Source organism: Buttiauxella agrestis ATCC 33320 (assembly GCF_000735355.1).
Taxonomy (GTDB): domain Bacteria; phylum Pseudomonadota; class Gammaproteobacteria; order Enterobacterales; family Enterobacteriaceae; genus Buttiauxella; species Buttiauxella agrestis.
In genome coordinates this window covers 1-15,861 of record NZ_JMPI01000050.1, presented here as the reverse complement: position 1 = coordinate 15,861, position 15,861 = coordinate 1, and the positions used below count along the sequence as shown (strand labels likewise).

The window sequence follows — 15,861 nt, the reverse complement described above, 5'->3', positions numbered from 1 at the left end:
CACACTCCGTTTTCGTGGACGTTAAAATGCCGTCACGTCTGTCATTATGGCGAGCTTTGGCGGGGAATGTCCAACGCTGGCCGTAAAGTATGACAAAACGCGATTTAAGATGTGATTTACGTTAAGTAAGCGTCGTAGGTCGGAGAAATGAAAAAGGGGCAAAAGCCCCTTAATTTTATTCGTCTGCGGCATAACCTTGCGGTGGCAGTTGAGTGCCATCAAGCCATGCGCTGTTATCGCGCATCTCTAGTCTCCCGTCGATAAACCAGGAAACAACCAGCGGATAAATAGCGTGTTCTTGAGTTTGCACGCGCGCGGTGATGTCTTCTTCATCATCACCTTCAAACACGGGAACCGTAGCCTGAAGAATGACCGGGCCGCCATCCAGTTCATCAGTCACAAAATGCACCGACGTTCCGTGGACTTCATCGCCATTTTCCAGAACCTGACGATGTGTGTTCAGGCCTGGATATTTAGGCAACAAAGAAGGATGAATGTTAATCAGGCGGCCCGCATAGTGCCCGACAAACTCCGGGCTTAGAATGCGCATGTAACCTGCCAGAACCACCAGATCGGGCGCGTAGGCGTCAATCTCAAGCATCAATTCACGATCGAACGCTGCGCGATCGGCGAACTGGCTGGCCGTTAATGCGTGCGCAGGAATTTCTGTTTCACGCGCCCGCTCAAGCCCAAAAGCATCGGTTTTATTGCTGAATACAGCCGCAACGGTGCCATTAATTTTTTTATGCTTGCAGGCATCAATAATCGCCTGAAGATTGCTTCCGTTACCGGAAACCAGCACCACAATGCGTTTCATTATTCAATAACCACACGCTCGGAGGAATCAGAAGCTTTGATACTACCGATTTTCCAGGCGTTTTCACCTTTTGCGTTCAGGAATGCTACCGCTTTATCAGCTTCAGCCGCAGGCAGAGCAATCAGCATGCCGACGCCGCAGTTAAAGGTGCGGTACATTTCGTGACGGCTGATATTCCCGGCTTGTTGCAACCAGTTGAATACCGCAGGCCATTGCCATGAAGATTCAGCGATCACGGCCTGAGTGTTGTCCGGCAGTACGCGCGGGATATTTTCCCAGAAGCCGCCACCGGTCAGGTGTGCAATCGCGTGAACGTCAACCTGTTCAATCAATTCAAGAATCGACTTCACATAGATGCGGGTCGGTTCGAGCAGATGATCGGCCAGCGGCTTGCCTTCCAGTTCGGTGGTCAGCGGGTCAGCACCACTCACTTCCAGCACTTTACGCACCAGAGAGTAACCGTTGGAGTGCGGGCCACTTGAAGCCAGGGCGATCAGCACATCGCCGTCGGTTACTTTGGAGCCGTCGATGATTTCAGATTTCTCAACCACGCCGACGCAGAAACCTGCGACGTCGTAATCTTCGCCATGATACATCCCTGGCATTTCAGCAGTTTCACCGCCGACTAACGCACAACCAGATTGCAGACAACCTTCGGCGATACCGGAGATAACACTGGCAGCGGTGTCGACTTCAAGTTTGCCCGTCGCATAATAATCGAGGAAAAACAGTGGCTCAGCACCCTGAACAACCAGGTCATTGACACACATTGCGACCAGGTCGATACCGATTGTGTCGTGACGTTTTAAATCCATCGCCAGACGCAGTTTCGTACCCACACCATCGGTGCCAGAAACCAGCACAGGTTCACGATACTTCTGAGGCAACGCGCACAGCGCACCGAAACCACCCAGCCCACCCATGACTTCCGGGCGGCGAGTCTTTTTCACTACACCTTTGATTTTATCGACCAGAGCGTTACCAGCATCAATATCAACACCGGCATCTTTATAGCTAAGAGAGGTTTTGTCGGTCACTGCTAAGTCCCCGCGGATGGGTTAGAAATAAAAAACGCCGCAATTCTAACAGTGGAGGCAAACGTTTGCGAGCCTCTTGTTCAGCGGGATGTAATTATTATCGTTCTATACTGATTTCACCCAGTTTGATCTCGAAGCGGTGGCGCGGTGTTAAAAAAGCGGTATAATCCGGCGATTTTTTTTATGGTGGCCAACTATCTCGGGGAGAAAGAGTATGAAGATCGTGGAAGTCAAACACCCACTCGTCAAACACAAGCTGGGCCTGATGCGTGAGAACGACATTAGCACCAAACGCTTTCGTGAACTCGCCTCAGAAGTTGGCAGCTTGCTGACTTACGAAGCTACGGCGGATCTGGAAACTGAAAAAGTCACTATCGAAGGCTGGAACGGCCCGGTAGAGATCGATCAGATTAAAGGCAAGAAAATTACCGTTGTGCCAATCCTGCGTGCAGGCCTGGGCATGATGGAAGGTGTGCTGGAAAACGTTCCAAGCGCGCGCATCAGCGTTGTGGGTATCTACCGTAACGAAGAAACCCTGGAGCCAGTCCCTTACTTCCAGAAACTGGTTTCTAACATTGAAGAACGTATGGCGCTGGTGGTTGACCCTATGCTGGCAACCGGCGGTTCTATGATCGCAACCATCGACCTGCTGAAAAACGCCGGTTGTACCAGCATCAAAGTGCTGGTTCTGGTGGCAGCACCTGAAGGTATCGCCGCGCTGGAAAAAGCGCACCCGGACGTAGAGCTGTTCACGGCTTCTATCGATCAGGGTCTGAACGAGCACGGATACATTATTCCGGGCCTCGGCGATGCCGGGGACAAAATATTTGGTACTAAGTAAAAATTGAGCCGACTTCGAAAGTCGGCTTTTTTTTGATTTGTTCGAGCCGTTATTTCAAAAAACAATACTCAGAGGAAAACACAATGACACGCCGCGCCATTGGAGTGAGCGAAAGACCACCCCTGCTGCAAACGATACCGTTAAGTTTGCAACATCTGTTCGCGATGTTTGGTGCCACCGTTCTGGTGCCTATTTTGTTCCACATCAACCCGGCGACTGTGCTGCTGTTTAACGGGATTGGGACGCTGCTGTACCTCTTTATCTGTAAAGGTAAAATCCCGGCTTATCTCGGTTCGAGCTTTGCGTTTATTTCGCCAGTGCTCCTGCTCCTGCCGTTGGGTTATGAAGTTGCTCTGGGCGGTTTTATCATGTGCGGCGTGCTGTTCTGTATTGTGGCGCTAATTGTGAAAAAAGCCGGTACTGGCTGGCTGGATGTGATGTTCCCACCTGCGGCGATGGGCGCAATCGTGGCGGTTATCGGCCTTGAATTGGCGGGTGTGGCGGCAAATATGGCGGGTTTACTGCCTGCTGATGGCACTTCACCAGATTCAACGACCATCATCATTTCTCTGGTTACGCTTGCCGTGACTATCTTTGGCTCTGTGTTGTTCCGTGGTTTCCTGGCCATCATTCCGATTCTTATCGGCGTGCTGGCGGGTTATGCACTCTCCTTCGCCATGGGTGTGGTAGACATCACGCCAATTATCGAAGCGCATTGGTTTGCATTGCCAACCTTCTATACTCCGCGCTTTGAATGGTTCGCCATTCTCACCATTTTGCCAGCGGCGCTGGTGGTGATTGCCGAGCATGTGGGTCACCTTGTCGTGACGGCAAACATCGTGAAGAAAGATTTGATTCGCGACCCTGGTCTGCATCGTTCCATGTTTGCCAACGGCATTTCGACTATTTTCTCAGGTTTCTTCGGCTCTACGCCGAATACGACTTACGGCGAAAACATCGGCGTCATGGCGATTACCCGCGTGTATTCCACCTGGGTTATTGGCGGAGCGGCGATTCTGGCCATTCTGCTTTCTTGCATTGGCAAACTGGCGGCGGCGATTCAAGTCATCCCGGTTCCGGTCATCGGTGGTGTTTCACTGCTGCTGTACGGCGTGATTGGCGCGTCCGGTATTCGCGTGTTGATCGAATCAAAAGTCGATTACAACAAAACGCAAAATCTGATCCTGACTTCAGTGATTCTGATCATCGGCGTGAGTGGCGCGAAAGTGCACATCGGCGCAGCAGAATTGAAAGGCATGGCGCTGGCGACGATCGTGGGTGTGGGCCTGAGCCTTATCTTCAAATTGATCAGCGTCTTGCGCCCGGAAGAAGTGGTGCTGGATGCCGAAGAAAACGACGTAAAATAGCCATTTAGCTTAAAGCCGGGCGGCGTGCTCGCCCGGTTCTCCTGATCCTCATTTCTGTGATAGACTCTCTGCGTTTTTCTGCCTGTTATGGTTGAGGTAATTCTGAATACGCCGGCACAGCTATCACTGCCACTCTATTTACCTGATGACGAAACTTTTGCGAGTTTCTGGCCGGGTGATAACCCTGCTTTACTCGCTGCACTCCAGTCTGTGCTCCGCCAGGATCATAGCGGCTATATTTATTTCTGGTCGCGAGAAGGAGGAGGGCGCAGCCATCTGCTGCATGCCGCCTGTGCGGAACTATCCCAACGTGGCGAAGCTGTCGGCTATGTGCCGCTTGATAAACGCACCTGGTTTGTCCCGGAAGTGCTTGATGGCATGGAACAACTTTCGTTGGTGTGCATCGATAATATCGAGTGCGTGGCGGGCGACGAACTGTGGGAAATGGCGATTTTTAATCTCTATAACCGCATTCTGGAATCTGGGAAAACCCGCTTGCTGATCACCGGCGATCGCCCGCCGCGCCAGCTGAATCTGCAATTACCCGACCTTGCATCGCGCCTGGATTGGGGGCAAATCTACAAGCTACAGCCATTATCGGATGACGATAAACTCCAGGCCCTGCAATTGCGTGCGAAGCAGCGTGGTTTTGAATTGCCAGAAGACGTGGGCCGTTTCCTGTTAAAGCGTCTGGACCGGGAAATGCGCACACTGTTTATGACGCTCGATCAGCTTGATCATGCGTCGATTACGGCACAGAGAAAACTGACGATCCCGTTTGTGAAAGATATTTTAGGGCTGTAAAACCACCCTCATCCCGGCCTTCTCCCTGAGGGCGAAAGAGAAAACCAATTCCCTCTCCAGGGGCAGAGGGTTAGGGTGAGGGCGTTAAATCACAAAATCTCAAGCACCGACTCCGGCGGGCGACCAATTCTTGCTTCACCATTTGCCAGCACAATCGGGCGCTCAATCAATTTAGGATTTTCTATCATCGCCTGAATTAACTGATCTTCGCTTAACGCGGAATCAGCCAGATTTAACTCCTTGTACAAATCCTCTTTCTGACGCATCAAATCGCGCGCGCTGGCAAAGCCTAACTTGCTTAATAACGATTTGAGCGTTGCGGCATCTGGCGGGGTTTCCAGATACAGCACAACTTCAGGTTCTACACCATTCGCTTTCAGAAGGCTTAACGTTTCACGGCTCTTAGAGCAGCGCGGATTGTGATAAATAGAAACGGTGGACATCGTAACTCCTGTTACATCTTAGAATACTGAAGGAAGCGTTTTTGCAATTCGCGGAACTGATCGATTCTCGCGTCATAACGTGCCTGCTGCAAGCTGCCAAGTTTCACTTGTGAACTGGCGCTACTGAGCAGCGTGATAGCCTGATCGAGTTTGCCGACAAGCGCCATGACTTCTGCACGAGCCGCCAGTTCCTGGTCACGGTTGCCTAATGCCGCCTCGGCTTGCGCTAACAAATCCCAGCCGTTGCTGTCATCAGGATGGCTAAACGTATAACGATTCAGAATGGCTGCGGCCTGAGCGGGTTGTTTTGCCTGAACGTAAGCGTTGGCAAGGTTAAGTTGCAACACCGGGTTTTGCTTCAGATCCGGGGCGTTTTTCAGGCGGTTTACCGCATCTGCCGTTTTATTCTGCCCAAGATCGATATCCGTCGCTAAGTCGAGATACCAGGTATTGGCAGGCTGTGCGACCAGCAGCGGTTGCAACAGCTTGCGAGCTTCATCCCATTTATCGTTACCCATCGCCTGAAGTGCGCGGCCATAGGCAGAGGCATACTGTTCACGGATATTACCCTTCGCCCAACTATCTAATATATCGCTGGTTAACTGGTTACGGCCAGAATTATACATGCCAAGCGTACGCGCTTTCGCCATGTAAAAATCTTCGGAAGATTGCACGACGACCGGGCGCATTTGGTTGGCGCGGTTACGGGCATCCGACAAACGGCTTTCCGGCAATGGGTGAGTCAGTAGGATTTCCGGCGGACGCGATGAATAGCGCGATTGATCGAGCAGCTTTTCAAGGAAGGTTGGCATCGCTTGCGGATCAAAACCTGAACGCTGCAACACCTGAATACCAATGCGGTCTGCTTCCTGTTCGTTTTGCTGCGTGAAGCTGATCATGCCTTGCTGCGTTCCCGCAAGGGTGCCGCTTAATGCCGCCATCCCGGCCTGCGGGCTGGCCATTGCCAGTAAAATAGACCCTAAAGCGCCAACCCAGGTGAGTGGGGCGTTCTTTTTCTGATCTTCCATAGCGCGTGCCAAATGGCGTTGCGTGACGTGGGAGATTTCGTGCGCCATAACCGATGCAAGCTGGCTTTCATTATCGGCATAACGGAATAGTGCTGAGTGCAGCACCACGTTGCCGCCAAAGAAAGCAAAGGCGTTGATTTCATCGTTGTTGATCAAGAAGAAATGGAACGGTGTCTTGACGGAGTTGGCATGGCTAACTAAACGCATACCGAGCTGGTTAATATACTGTACGAGCAAAGGATCATTGATTAAAGGAGCACTGCCTCGCAACTGACGAACATAATAGTCGCCCATCTGCAATTCCTGGCCTATCGACAGAGTGCTTCCCGCAGACGTGCCCATATCAGGCAGTTGATCGGTAACATCTGCAAAGGCGGGTGTTGCCGGGCCGGCGAGTAGAGCGGCCATCAGAGTTGCAACCAGCGATTTTTTCAACTGCTTGAACATACGTCCTGTCCTGTTTAATCAAAGTTAATCTTCGACACGTATTAGGTGGTTTTGTTCGCCAGCCTTGATGAACTTTAGCCCACACCGTGATTGAAACCTATCTTAGCCGTGGCAATTTTAAACTGCTATTGAACAGAGATAAAAAGCGAAGTCTTTACAGTGACATTTAGATACAATCTCTTTTCGCTCAATGCTGTCAGGGAAGGGTTGTATGCTCGAAATGTTGTTGCAATGGTATCGACGACGGTTTAGCGATCCAGAAGCTATCGCGCTACTGGTTATTCTGGTTGCAGGTTTTGTCATCCTGTTCTTCTTCCACGGGCTTTTAGCGCCGCTGCTGGTGGCGATAGTTCTGGCTTATTTGCTGGAGTGGCCAACCGCGCGACTTCAACGTGTCGGGTGTTCCCGAACCTGGGCGACGACGATTATTCTGGTGCTTTTCGTTGGCATTTTGCTGTTGATGGTATTGGTCGTCGCACCCGTGGCCTGGCAGCAAGGCATCTATCTGATTCGCGATATGCCAGGAATGCTGAATAAACTTTCTGAATATGCCGCCACACTCCCAAGACGTTATCCGGCGCTGGTTGATGCGGGCATTATTGATGCCATCGCCGAGAATATGCGTGGCCGCATGATGGGGATGGGTGACCAGGTTGTGAAATACTCGCTGGCTTCGTTGGTGGGTCTACTCACGCTGGCGATTTACCTGGTGCTGGTTCCGCTGATGGTGTTCTTCCTGGTCAAAGACAAAGAGCAAATGCTCAATGCAGTGCGCCGAGTCTTGCCGCGAAATCGCGGGCTGGCAGGGCAGGTCTGGCTGGAGATGAACCAGCAAATCACTAACTATATTCGCGGCAAAGTATTAGAAATGCTGGTCGTGGGCGTGGTGACGTATATCGGTTTTGTGGTTTTTGGGCTGAACTATTCACTGCTGCTTGCCGTGCTGGTGGGGTTCTCGGTGTTGATTCCTTACATAGGCGCGTTTGTCGTGACTATTCCAGTGGTCTGCGTGGCGCTGTTCCAGTTTGGCATTGGCCCCGAATTCTGGACGCTTTTCGCCGTGTATCTCATCATTCAGGCGCTGGACGGCAACTTGCTGGTGCCGGTGTTATTCTCTGAAGCGGTGAATTTGCATCCATTGGTGATTATTCTTTCGGTCGTGATATTTGGTGGTTTGTGGGGATTCTGGGGCGTGTTCTTCGCTATTCCACTCGCTACGCTTATCAAAGCGGTGGTTCATGCCTGGCCGGATAGCTTACTGATAGACGACAAGACGAATTAGAGACAGTAAAAAGCCGACGTGAAGTCGGCTTTTTTAATATTGTTCCTGCGATATTTAAGCGTTTTCTTTCAGCCAGTTCACCACGATATCGTGATGGTTGCTGGTTTTGAAATCATCAAACACTTTCTCAACTTTTCCTTCGCCATCCAGCAGGAAGCTGATGCGATGGATACCATCGTAGGTTTTACCCATAAACGATTTCTCACCCCAGACGCCAAATTGCTCGCAGACTTGATGGTCTTCGTCAGAAAGCAGCGTGAAGTTGAGTAACTCTTTTTCGGCAAAACGTGAAAGTTTTTCGGGTTTGTCGGTGCTGATGCCCAGCACTTCCACACCTTTCTTTTTCAACTCGTCCATGTTGTCACGCAAACCACACGCTTGCACGGTACAGCCTGGCGTCATCGCTTTAGGATAGAAATAAACCAGAACGCGCTGTCCCTGGAAGTCGGTTAAATTTATTTGCTCGCCGTCTTGATCGGGCAAGCTAAATTTCGGTGCGCTATCACCGGCTTTCAGTGGGCTCATTACAACTCTCCGTCTTAATCATCTTGCTGTGGATAATTCACAACGTTAATACTGCCCTGTGCTTTGAGTTCTGTACAGAGGGCCTTGAACGCATCTTCGATAACGCTCGCATCCTGAGATGCCGGACTATGCGCCGTAATCTGAATGTATAGCTGTGCCGGATTGCCATCCTGCGCGGGTTGTGTCCGTGAGCTAAGCTCCGCGATATTCATGTGGTGAATATCAAACAGATTGGTAAAGCGCTCAATTAAATGAGGCGAATCAGTGACTTCGACCTGAACCCATACCGTCGCAGGCATCGCCGGGCGCTCTTGCGCGGCGGTTCGCTTCATAACAATCAGCAAATCAAGCTCGGCGCCTTTTAGCGGTAACGTTGATTCAATCAGGGTTATCGCATTCCAGGTACCCGACAGCAGCATAATAAACGTGAACTCTTCACCGAGCATAGCGAGGCGACTGTCTTCAATATTACAGCCGCAACTGCTCACATGGCGGGTGATGGTATTTACAATACCCGGCCGGTCAGCCCCAAGGGCCGTGATGACCAAATAATGGTGTGGTGAGGGAGTCAAACGTATTCTTCCTGTGAATCGGTGAGTTAACATAAGGAAAGCATAAAAAAAACTTGCGTACAACCGTATGGCATCACTTGGTGACTTGCTTTTGATCCTGCACCAAACGTACCATTGAGACACTTGTTAGCACAGAGGATGGCCAATGTTCACTGGAAGTATTGTCGCGCTTGTGACGCCGATGGATGAGAAAGGTAATGTCTGCCGGTCAAGCCTGAAAAAACTGATTGATTACCATGTCGCCAGCGGAACATCGGCGATTGTATCGGTAGGCACTACCGGAGAGTCTGCTACGTTGAGTCACGACGAGCACGGTGATGTGGTACTGATGACTCTGGAACTGGCCGATGGCCGTATTCCTGTTATCGCAGGGACTGGCGCCAACGCCACCTCTGAAGCTATCTCCCTGACAAAGCGTTTTGAAAACAGCGGAGTGGTGGGCTGCCTGACAGTCACGCCATATTACAACCGCCCAACTCAGGAAGGGTTGTATCAGCACTTCAAAGCAATCGCTGGAAGCACCGACCTGCCGCAGATGCTGTACAATGTGCCATCTCGTACCGGTTGCGACATGCTGCCTGAAACCGTAGGCCGTCTGGCGAAGATAAAAAATATTATTGGTATCAAAGAAGCAACCGGGAACTTAACACGAGTAAACCAGATCAAAGAGCTGGTTGAAGATGACTTCATCCTGGTCAGCGGCGATGACGCCAGTGCGCTCGATTTCATGCAATTGGGTGGTCACGGTGTGATTTCTGTGACGGCAAACGTAGCCGCGCGTGAAATGGCAGAAGTGTGTAAACTGGCCGCCAATGGGCAATATGCGCAAGCGCGCGTTATCAACGAACGTTTGATGCCGCTGCACAATAAATTATTTGTAGAACCCAACCCTATCCCAGTCAAATGGGCTTGTAGGGAGTTGGGACTTGTGGCAACCGATACCTTGCGCCTGCCAATGACACCGCTGACTGAAGCCAGTCGTCCGGTGATTATTAGCGCGCTCAAGCATGCCGGTTTGCTGTAAAGTTTAGGGAGATTTGATGGCTTACTCAGTACAGAAGTCGACGGTGGCGAAAGTTGCAGTGGTATCGCTTGCAATGCTGTTAGCAGCATGCAGCACCGACCAGCGTTATAAGCGCCAGGTTAGTGGTGACGAATCCTATCTGGATGCTGCACCCCTCGCGGAAATTCACGCACCGACCGGGATGATCCTGCCGGTGCAGAATGGCCAATATGACATTCCGGTCACCAACGGCAGCGGCGCAGTAGGCAAAGGGCTGGATATTCGTCCGCCAGCTCAACCTCTGGCATTAGTCAGTGGCGCACGAACTCAGTTTACGGGTGATACCGCAACACTGATGGTTGAAAGTTCGCGTAGCGCAACGCTTTGGCCGCAGGTTGTTAGTGTCATCCAGGCGAAGAACTACGGCATCGATAAACGTGATGACGCGACACAAACCCTGACGACTGACTGGGTGCAATGGAACCGTGCTGATGAAGATGACCAGTATCGTGGCCGCTATCAAATCAGTGTGAAACCACAGGGCTATCAACAAGCCGTGGTGGTTAAATTGCTGAACCTGGAGCAGGCGGGCAAGCCGGTTTCAGATGCAGCCTCTATGCAGCGTTACAGCGCAGAAATGCTGAACAGCATCAGCGCGGGTCTGGACAAAACCCAGACTGACCTGCAAAACGCCAAAGACAGCCGTGTAGCAACGCAGCTTGATGTACAAAGTGCTGCGGATGACACTGGTTTACCAATGTTGGTGGTGCGTGGTCCGTACAACGTGGTGTGGAGCCGTTTACCTGCAACGCTTGAAAAAGTGGGCATGAAAGTTACCGACTCAACGCGTTCAACCGGCAGCGTGGCGGTGACGTACAAACCATTGTCTGATAGCGCATGGCAGGATTTAGGGGCGAAAGACCCAGGTCTGTCCAGTGGCGACTATAAACTGCAAGTTGGCGACCTCGATAACCGCAGTAGTTTGCAGTTCATCGACCCTAAAGGTCACACGCTAACGCAGTCGCAGAATGATGCACTGGTAGCCGCATTCCAGGCAGCTTTCAGCAAGTAACATTTAGAGGCCAGAGCAATCTGGCCTTTTTTCTGATAGGCTACGCAAACGTGTGCGTAGCCACAGATAGCGGAATTTTTTAGTTAAATCACACCTGGAGTAAGAAAGATGCAAAAGCAAGCTGAGTTGTATCGTGGAAAAGCGAAGACCGTATACAGCACGGAGAACCCGGATCTGTTGGTGCTCGAATTCCGCAATGATACGTCAGCAGGAGACGGTGCGCGCATCGAACAGTTTGACCGTAAAGGCATGGTGAACAATAAGTTCAACCATTTCATTATGGCTAAACTGGAAGAAGCGGGCATTCCTACGCAAATGGAAGCTCTGCTCTCCGACAACGAAGTGCTGGTGAAAAAGCTCGATATGGTGCCGGTTGAGTGCGTCATTCGTAACCGCGCGGCAGGTTCTCTGGTGAAGCGTCTGGGTATTGAAGAAGGTATTGTGCTCAACCCGCCGCTGTTTGACCTGTTCCTGAAAAACGATGCGATGCATGACCCGATGGTCAACGAGTCTTACTGCGAAACCTTTGGTTGGGTGAGCAAAGAGAATCTGGCGCGTATGCGTGAGCTCAGCTACAAAGCTAACGATGTCCTGAGCAAAATCTTTGACGACGCGGGCCTGATCCTGGTCGATTTCAAGCTGGAGTTCGGTCTGTTCAACGGTGAGGTTGTACTGGGTGATGAGTTTTCCCCAGACGGTAGCCGCCTGTGGGACAAAGAAACTCTCGATAAAATGGACAAAGATCGTTTCCGCCAAAGCCTGGGTGGACTGATTGAAGCCTACGAAGAAGTCGCGAAGCGTATTGGCGTTAAATTAGACTAAAATCTCGCACGATTCTTATGAAGCCGAATGTGTTCTCACATTCGGCTTTTTCACGTCTTGTTTCTTATGGTAATTCTGGAATTAACCACCTACGATCTATCTATTACAAAATATTAAAAGAGGCCGCCTATGCGCTGGCAAGGTCGTCGCGAAAGCGACAATGTTGAAGACAGAAGAAATAACTCTTCCGGCCCAAGCTTTGGTGGGGGAGGCGGCGGGTTCCGCTTGCCCGGTGGGAAAGGCGGCATCATTTTACTCATCGTTGTGGTCGTAGCGAGTTATTACGGCGTCGATCTCACTTCAATGCTTGGTGGCCAACCGGTTCCGCAGCAGCAATCTGCGCAACGTTCTATCAGCCCTAACGATGACGAAGCGGCTAAATTCACCTCGGTTATTCTGGCAACCACAGAAGACACCTGGGGGCAGATTTTCCAGAAAATGGGTCGTACCTATCAGCAGCCAAAATTGGTGATGTACCGTGGCGCGACGCGCACGGGATGCGGAACGGGTCAATCAGTGATGGGGCCATTCTACTGCCCGGCAGACAGCACCGTGTACATCGACCTTTCGTTCTACGATGACATGAAAAGCAAACTGGGCGCTGATGGCGATTTTGCTCAGGGCTATGTTATTGCTCATGAAGTCGGGCACCATGTGCAGAAATTGCTCGGCATTGAGCCGAAAGTACGTCAGCTTCAGCAAAGCGCAAGCCAGGCTGAAGGCAATCGCCTGTCCGTAAAAATGGAATTACAGGCTGATTGCTTCGCAGGTGTCTGGGGCAACAGCATGCAAAAACAAGAAGTGCTGGATGCCGGAGATTTGCAGGAAGCGCTGAACGCGGCGGAAGCCATTGGCGATGACCGTCTGCAACAGCAAGGGCAAGGACGCGTAGTGCCAGACAGCTTCACTCATGGGACTTCAGAGCAGCGTTACACCTGGTTTAAACGTGGGTTTGACAGCGGCGACCCAGCACAATGCAATACCTTCGGTAATACCGTCAAATAACGAGATGTGGCAAGGATTGATGCTATGGAACAGCTAAGGCACGCAACTGCCATTATGGCTGATGCCGGTATTCGCCGGATGATGATTCTGGCGGGCGAGAGTGCGTGGAGCAGCCAGCATGTTCAGGCGCTCGCCCGGCAATTACCCGGCGACTGGTTGTGGGTGGGCGCTGCGCCGGAATTGCCGCTGCACTGTGCAACTTCAGCCATGCGCACCTTGCTGGGTCGCGAATTTCTCCACGCGGTTTTTGATGCCCGCAATGGGCTGGATGCTGAAGCGCTCGCCGCTCTGGCTGGAACGCTGAAAGCGGGAAGCTGGTTAGTGCTTCTGGCGCCGCTGTGGAACGACTGGCCGATGCGACCGGACTGCGATTCAAACCGCTGGAGTGAACAACCGGAAGCGATTCCTACCCCTCATTTTGTCGCTCACCTGCAACACTGCATTGATGCCGATAGCGAGTGCGTGCTCTGGCAGCAGAATCAGGCGCTAAGTTTCCCCGAATTTGCATCACGTCCTATGTGGCACGCCGCCCAGGGTGCTCCTTTCGAGGAGCAGGCAGCCATTCTCAACGAGCTTGTGAAAATGCCGCCAGGTGTCGCGGTAGTGACCGCCCCGCGGGGCCGGGGGAAATCCGCGCTGGCGGGCATGTTATTACGCATGATTGCCGGTAAAGCGTTAGTCACCGCACCCGGTAAAGCCGCGACGGACGTGATGGCAGAGCATGCGGGCGATCGTTTTAGTTTTGTCGCCCCTGATGCATTGCTGGCGAATACCGCAGCTTTTCAGGCCGACTGGCTGATCATTGATGAAGCGGCGGCACTTCCCGCGCCACAGTTACGCGAACTCATTGCCCATTTTCCGCGAGTTTTACTGACTACCACCGTTCAGGGCTATGAAGGCACCGGGCGCGGGTTTGTTCTCAAATTCTGTGCAAGCCTTGATGCTCTCACGCGTTACACCCTCTCGACACCCATCCGCTGGGCGGTAAACGATCCGTTGGAACAACTTATCGACACCATTTTGCTGTTTGATGAACCTGACGTGACGACGGCACCACAAGGCGGGGTTTCTCTGCAAACCATTGAACGTAGCAGCGAATTGCAACCCTCTGAACAGTGGCAAGGGATGTACCGCCTGCTATCTGGGGCGCATTATCGAACCAGCCCTCTGGACTGGCGTCGTATGCTCGATGCCCCTGGTCAGCATTTTATTGCCGCTATCAGCGATGATGAAACGGTAGGTGCTACCTGGCTTGTCGAAGAGGGGGGGCTGGATGAGCATCTGAGTCGCGCTGTGTGGGCGGGCTTTCGCCGTCCTCGCGGCAATTTAGTGGCACAGTCGCTGGCCGCGCATGGGGGCAGCCCGCTTGCCGCAACGCTTAAGGGATTACGCGTCAGCCGTATTGCGGTGCATCCGCTGCGTCAACGTCAGCAAATCGGCCAGCAGATGATTGCCTGGGCGAAGGAGCATGCGCCGCAGGATATTGATTATCTTTCGGTCAGCTTCGGTTTCACCGATGAGCTATGGCGCTTCTGGCAATGTTGTGGATTTGAGTTAGTGCGTGTCGGCAGCCACCGTGAGGCCAGCAGCGGCTGCTACACCGCGATGGCATTATTGCCACTGACGGGGCAAGGCAAAGCGCTGACTGAACACGAACAAACCCGGCTACAGCGCGATATCTGCTGGCTGCAACCGTGGATTGACGAACCCCTGCCAGTGATTTCCGTCGAAGATCGGGCGCTAAACAATGATGATTGGCTGGAACTGACCGGTTTTGCATTTGGGCATCGTCCGCTTGAAGCCTGCCTGGGTTCACTTAATCGCCTGTTACTTGCCAGCGATTTGCCGCTCAATGCGCTGCGTGCGCGAGTGCAACAGCAATCAAATGTGGACACCATTTGCCAACAATTACAGATTTCGGGTCGTAAGGGCTTGCTCAATGTCATGCGCCAGGAGGTCCAAAAAGCGTTGGAAAAACTCGATGAGCAACAGTGCATTGCCCTGAAAACCTCGCTTTTGCAATTGCAATTTTTCCACTAAGTCGTTCAGTCAAATGGCATGGTCATCAAAAGTAGTCAGCGTATAGTCAACTCCAGAAACTTAAGGAGAAAACCATGAAACACGAACACTTTGTTGTCCAAAGCCCGGCGACACCTGCAAAACAACTGTTGTTGCTGTTTCATGGCGTGGGCGATAACCCGGTTGCGATGGGGCAAATCGGCAGTTGGTTTGCGCCGCATTTCCCGGATGCTCTGGTCGTCAGCATCGGCGGCCCGGCATCAAGCGGCCCGTATCAGGGGCGTGAATGGTTTTCAGTGGCTGGCGTGACGGAAGAAAACCGGCAGCAGCGTGTCAACGCTATCATGCCAACGTTTGTCGAAGTCGTGCGTTACTGGCAAAAACACAGCGGTGTACCCGCGAATGCCACAGCACTGATTGGTTTCTCACAAGGAGCCATCATGGCACTTGAGGGCGTGAAAGCTGAAGCTGAGCTGGCTTCGCGCGTGGTGGCATTTAATGGCCGATATGCGCAGCTTCCTCAGGCAGCCTCTACCGCAACCACTATTCATTTGATTCATGGTGATGATGATAGAGTGATTGATGTGAAACACGCGTTTGATGCATCAGAAGCATTAACGCAGTTGGGTGGAGATGTGACGCTGGACGTGCTTGACGATTTAGGTCACGCCATTGATGACCGCAGTATTCAGATTGCGCTGGATCACCTGCGTTATACGGTGCCAAAACATTACTTCGACGAAGCACTGAGCGGCGGTAAACCGAACGACGACGATA

16 protein-coding genes are annotated in these 15,861 nt (G+C 52.0%); 10 read left to right on the top strand and 6 right to left on the bottom strand.

Annotation, left to right across the window (positions count from 1 at the left end):
- Positions 1–175 precede the first annotated feature (175 nt).
- Together purN and purM are read right to left on the bottom strand one after the other, a co-directional pair.
- Complete coding sequence (purN, locus tag GBAG_RS14880; protein ID WP_034497590.1) at positions 176–817, bottom strand: phosphoribosylglycinamide formyltransferase; 642 nt, start codon at positions 815–817, stop codon at positions 176–178.
- Positions 817–1,854: a phosphoribosylformylglycinamidine cyclo-ligase gene (gene purM, locus GBAG_RS14875; RefSeq protein WP_034497588.1), complete on the bottom strand. Its 1,038-nt coding sequence runs from the start codon at positions 1,852–1,854 to the stop codon at positions 817–819. Before purM ends, purN begins: the two co-directional genes overlap by 1 nt.
- Before the next feature lie 214 nt (positions 1,855–2,068).
- Between purM and upp the strand changes: the two genes are divergently transcribed.
- The 3 genes from upp (at position 2,069) to GBAG_RS14860 (ending at position 4,866) form a co-directional block, all read left to right on the top strand.
- The gene (gene upp, locus GBAG_RS14870) at positions 2,069–2,695 is read left to right on the top strand and encodes a uracil phosphoribosyltransferase (protein WP_034459132.1); all 627 of its coding nucleotides are present in this window, start codon (positions 2,069–2,071) and stop codon (positions 2,693–2,695) included.
- Between the two features lie 83 nt (positions 2,696–2,778).
- Complete coding sequence (gene uraA / locus GBAG_RS14865) at positions 2,779–4,062, top strand: uracil permease (RefSeq protein WP_034497586.1); 1,284 nt, start codon at positions 2,779–2,781, stop codon at positions 4,060–4,062.
- 102 nt (positions 4,063–4,164) lie between these two features.
- Positions 4,165–4,866 (top strand): DnaA inactivator Hda, encoded by a 702-nt coding sequence (locus GBAG_RS14860; RefSeq protein WP_246864883.1) that lies wholly within the window; start codon positions 4,165–4,167, stop codon positions 4,864–4,866.
- An 89-nt stretch (positions 4,867–4,955) separates the two neighbouring features.
- Here the strand turns inward: GBAG_RS14860 and arsC are convergent, their stop codons facing one another.
- The gene (gene arsC / locus GBAG_RS14855) at positions 4,956–5,309 is read right to left on the bottom strand and encodes an arsenate reductase (glutaredoxin) (RefSeq protein WP_034497582.1); all 354 of its coding nucleotides are present in this window, start codon (positions 5,307–5,309) and stop codon (positions 4,956–4,958) included.
- 11 nt (positions 5,310–5,320) lie between these two features.
- On the bottom strand, positions 5,321–6,784 hold the full coding sequence (gene bepA, locus GBAG_RS14850; protein WP_034497578.1) for a beta-barrel assembly-enhancing protease: 1,464 nt from the start codon (positions 6,782–6,784) through the stop codon (positions 5,321–5,323).
- A 211-nt stretch (positions 6,785–6,995) separates the two neighbouring features.
- Between bepA and GBAG_RS14845 the strand changes: the two genes are divergently transcribed.
- Positions 6,996–8,066, top strand: a complete 1,071-nt coding sequence (locus GBAG_RS14845; RefSeq protein ID WP_034497575.1) for an AI-2E family transporter — start codon at positions 6,996–6,998, stop codon at positions 8,064–8,066.
- 54 nt (positions 8,067–8,120) lie between these two features.
- Here GBAG_RS14845 and bcp read toward each other — a convergent pair whose 3' ends face one another.
- Both bcp and GBAG_RS14835 read right to left on the bottom strand, forming a co-directional pair.
- Positions 8,121–8,591, bottom strand: a complete 471-nt coding sequence (bcp, locus tag GBAG_RS14840) for a thioredoxin-dependent thiol peroxidase (RefSeq protein ID WP_034497573.1) — start codon at positions 8,589–8,591, stop codon at positions 8,121–8,123.
- Positions 8,592–8,605: 14 nt separating this feature from the next.
- Positions 8,606–9,163 carry a glycine cleavage system transcriptional repressor gene (locus GBAG_RS14835; protein ID WP_034497570.1) on the bottom strand — a complete coding sequence of 186 codons (558 nt, stop codon included), beginning with the start codon at positions 9,161–9,163 and terminating at the stop codon, positions 8,606–8,608.
- 145 nt (positions 9,164–9,308) lie between these two features.
- Between GBAG_RS14835 and dapA the strand changes: the two genes are divergently transcribed.
- The 6 genes from dapA to ypfH form a co-directional block, all read left to right on the top strand.
- The gene (dapA, locus tag GBAG_RS14830; RefSeq protein WP_034497567.1) at positions 9,309–10,187 is read left to right on the top strand and encodes a 4-hydroxy-tetrahydrodipicolinate synthase; all 879 of its coding nucleotides are present in this window, start codon (positions 9,309–9,311) and stop codon (positions 10,185–10,187) included.
- 16 nt (positions 10,188–10,203) lie between these two features.
- Complete coding sequence (bamC, locus tag GBAG_RS14825; protein ID WP_034497565.1) at positions 10,204–11,238, top strand: outer membrane protein assembly factor BamC; 1,035 nt, start codon at positions 10,204–10,206, stop codon at positions 11,236–11,238.
- 108 nt (positions 11,239–11,346) lie between these two features.
- On the top strand, positions 11,347–12,060 hold the full coding sequence (purC, locus tag GBAG_RS14820; RefSeq protein ID WP_034497563.1) for a phosphoribosylaminoimidazolesuccinocarboxamide synthase: 714 nt from the start codon (positions 11,347–11,349) through the stop codon (positions 12,058–12,060).
- Positions 12,061–12,189: 129 nt separating this feature from the next.
- On the top strand, positions 12,190–13,065 hold the full coding sequence (gene ypfJ, locus GBAG_RS14815; protein ID WP_034497560.1) for a KPN_02809 family neutral zinc metallopeptidase: 876 nt from the start codon (positions 12,190–12,192) through the stop codon (positions 13,063–13,065).
- A 24-nt stretch (positions 13,066–13,089) separates the two neighbouring features.
- The gene (locus GBAG_RS14810; protein WP_034497558.1) at positions 13,090–15,105 is read left to right on the top strand and encodes a tRNA(Met) cytidine acetyltransferase TmcA; all 2,016 of its coding nucleotides are present in this window, start codon (positions 13,090–13,092) and stop codon (positions 15,103–15,105) included.
- 74 nt (positions 15,106–15,179) lie between these two features.
- Positions 15,180–15,861: esterase (ypfH, locus tag GBAG_RS14805; protein WP_034497556.1), on the top strand; the 682-nt coding region annotated here is incomplete at its 3' end.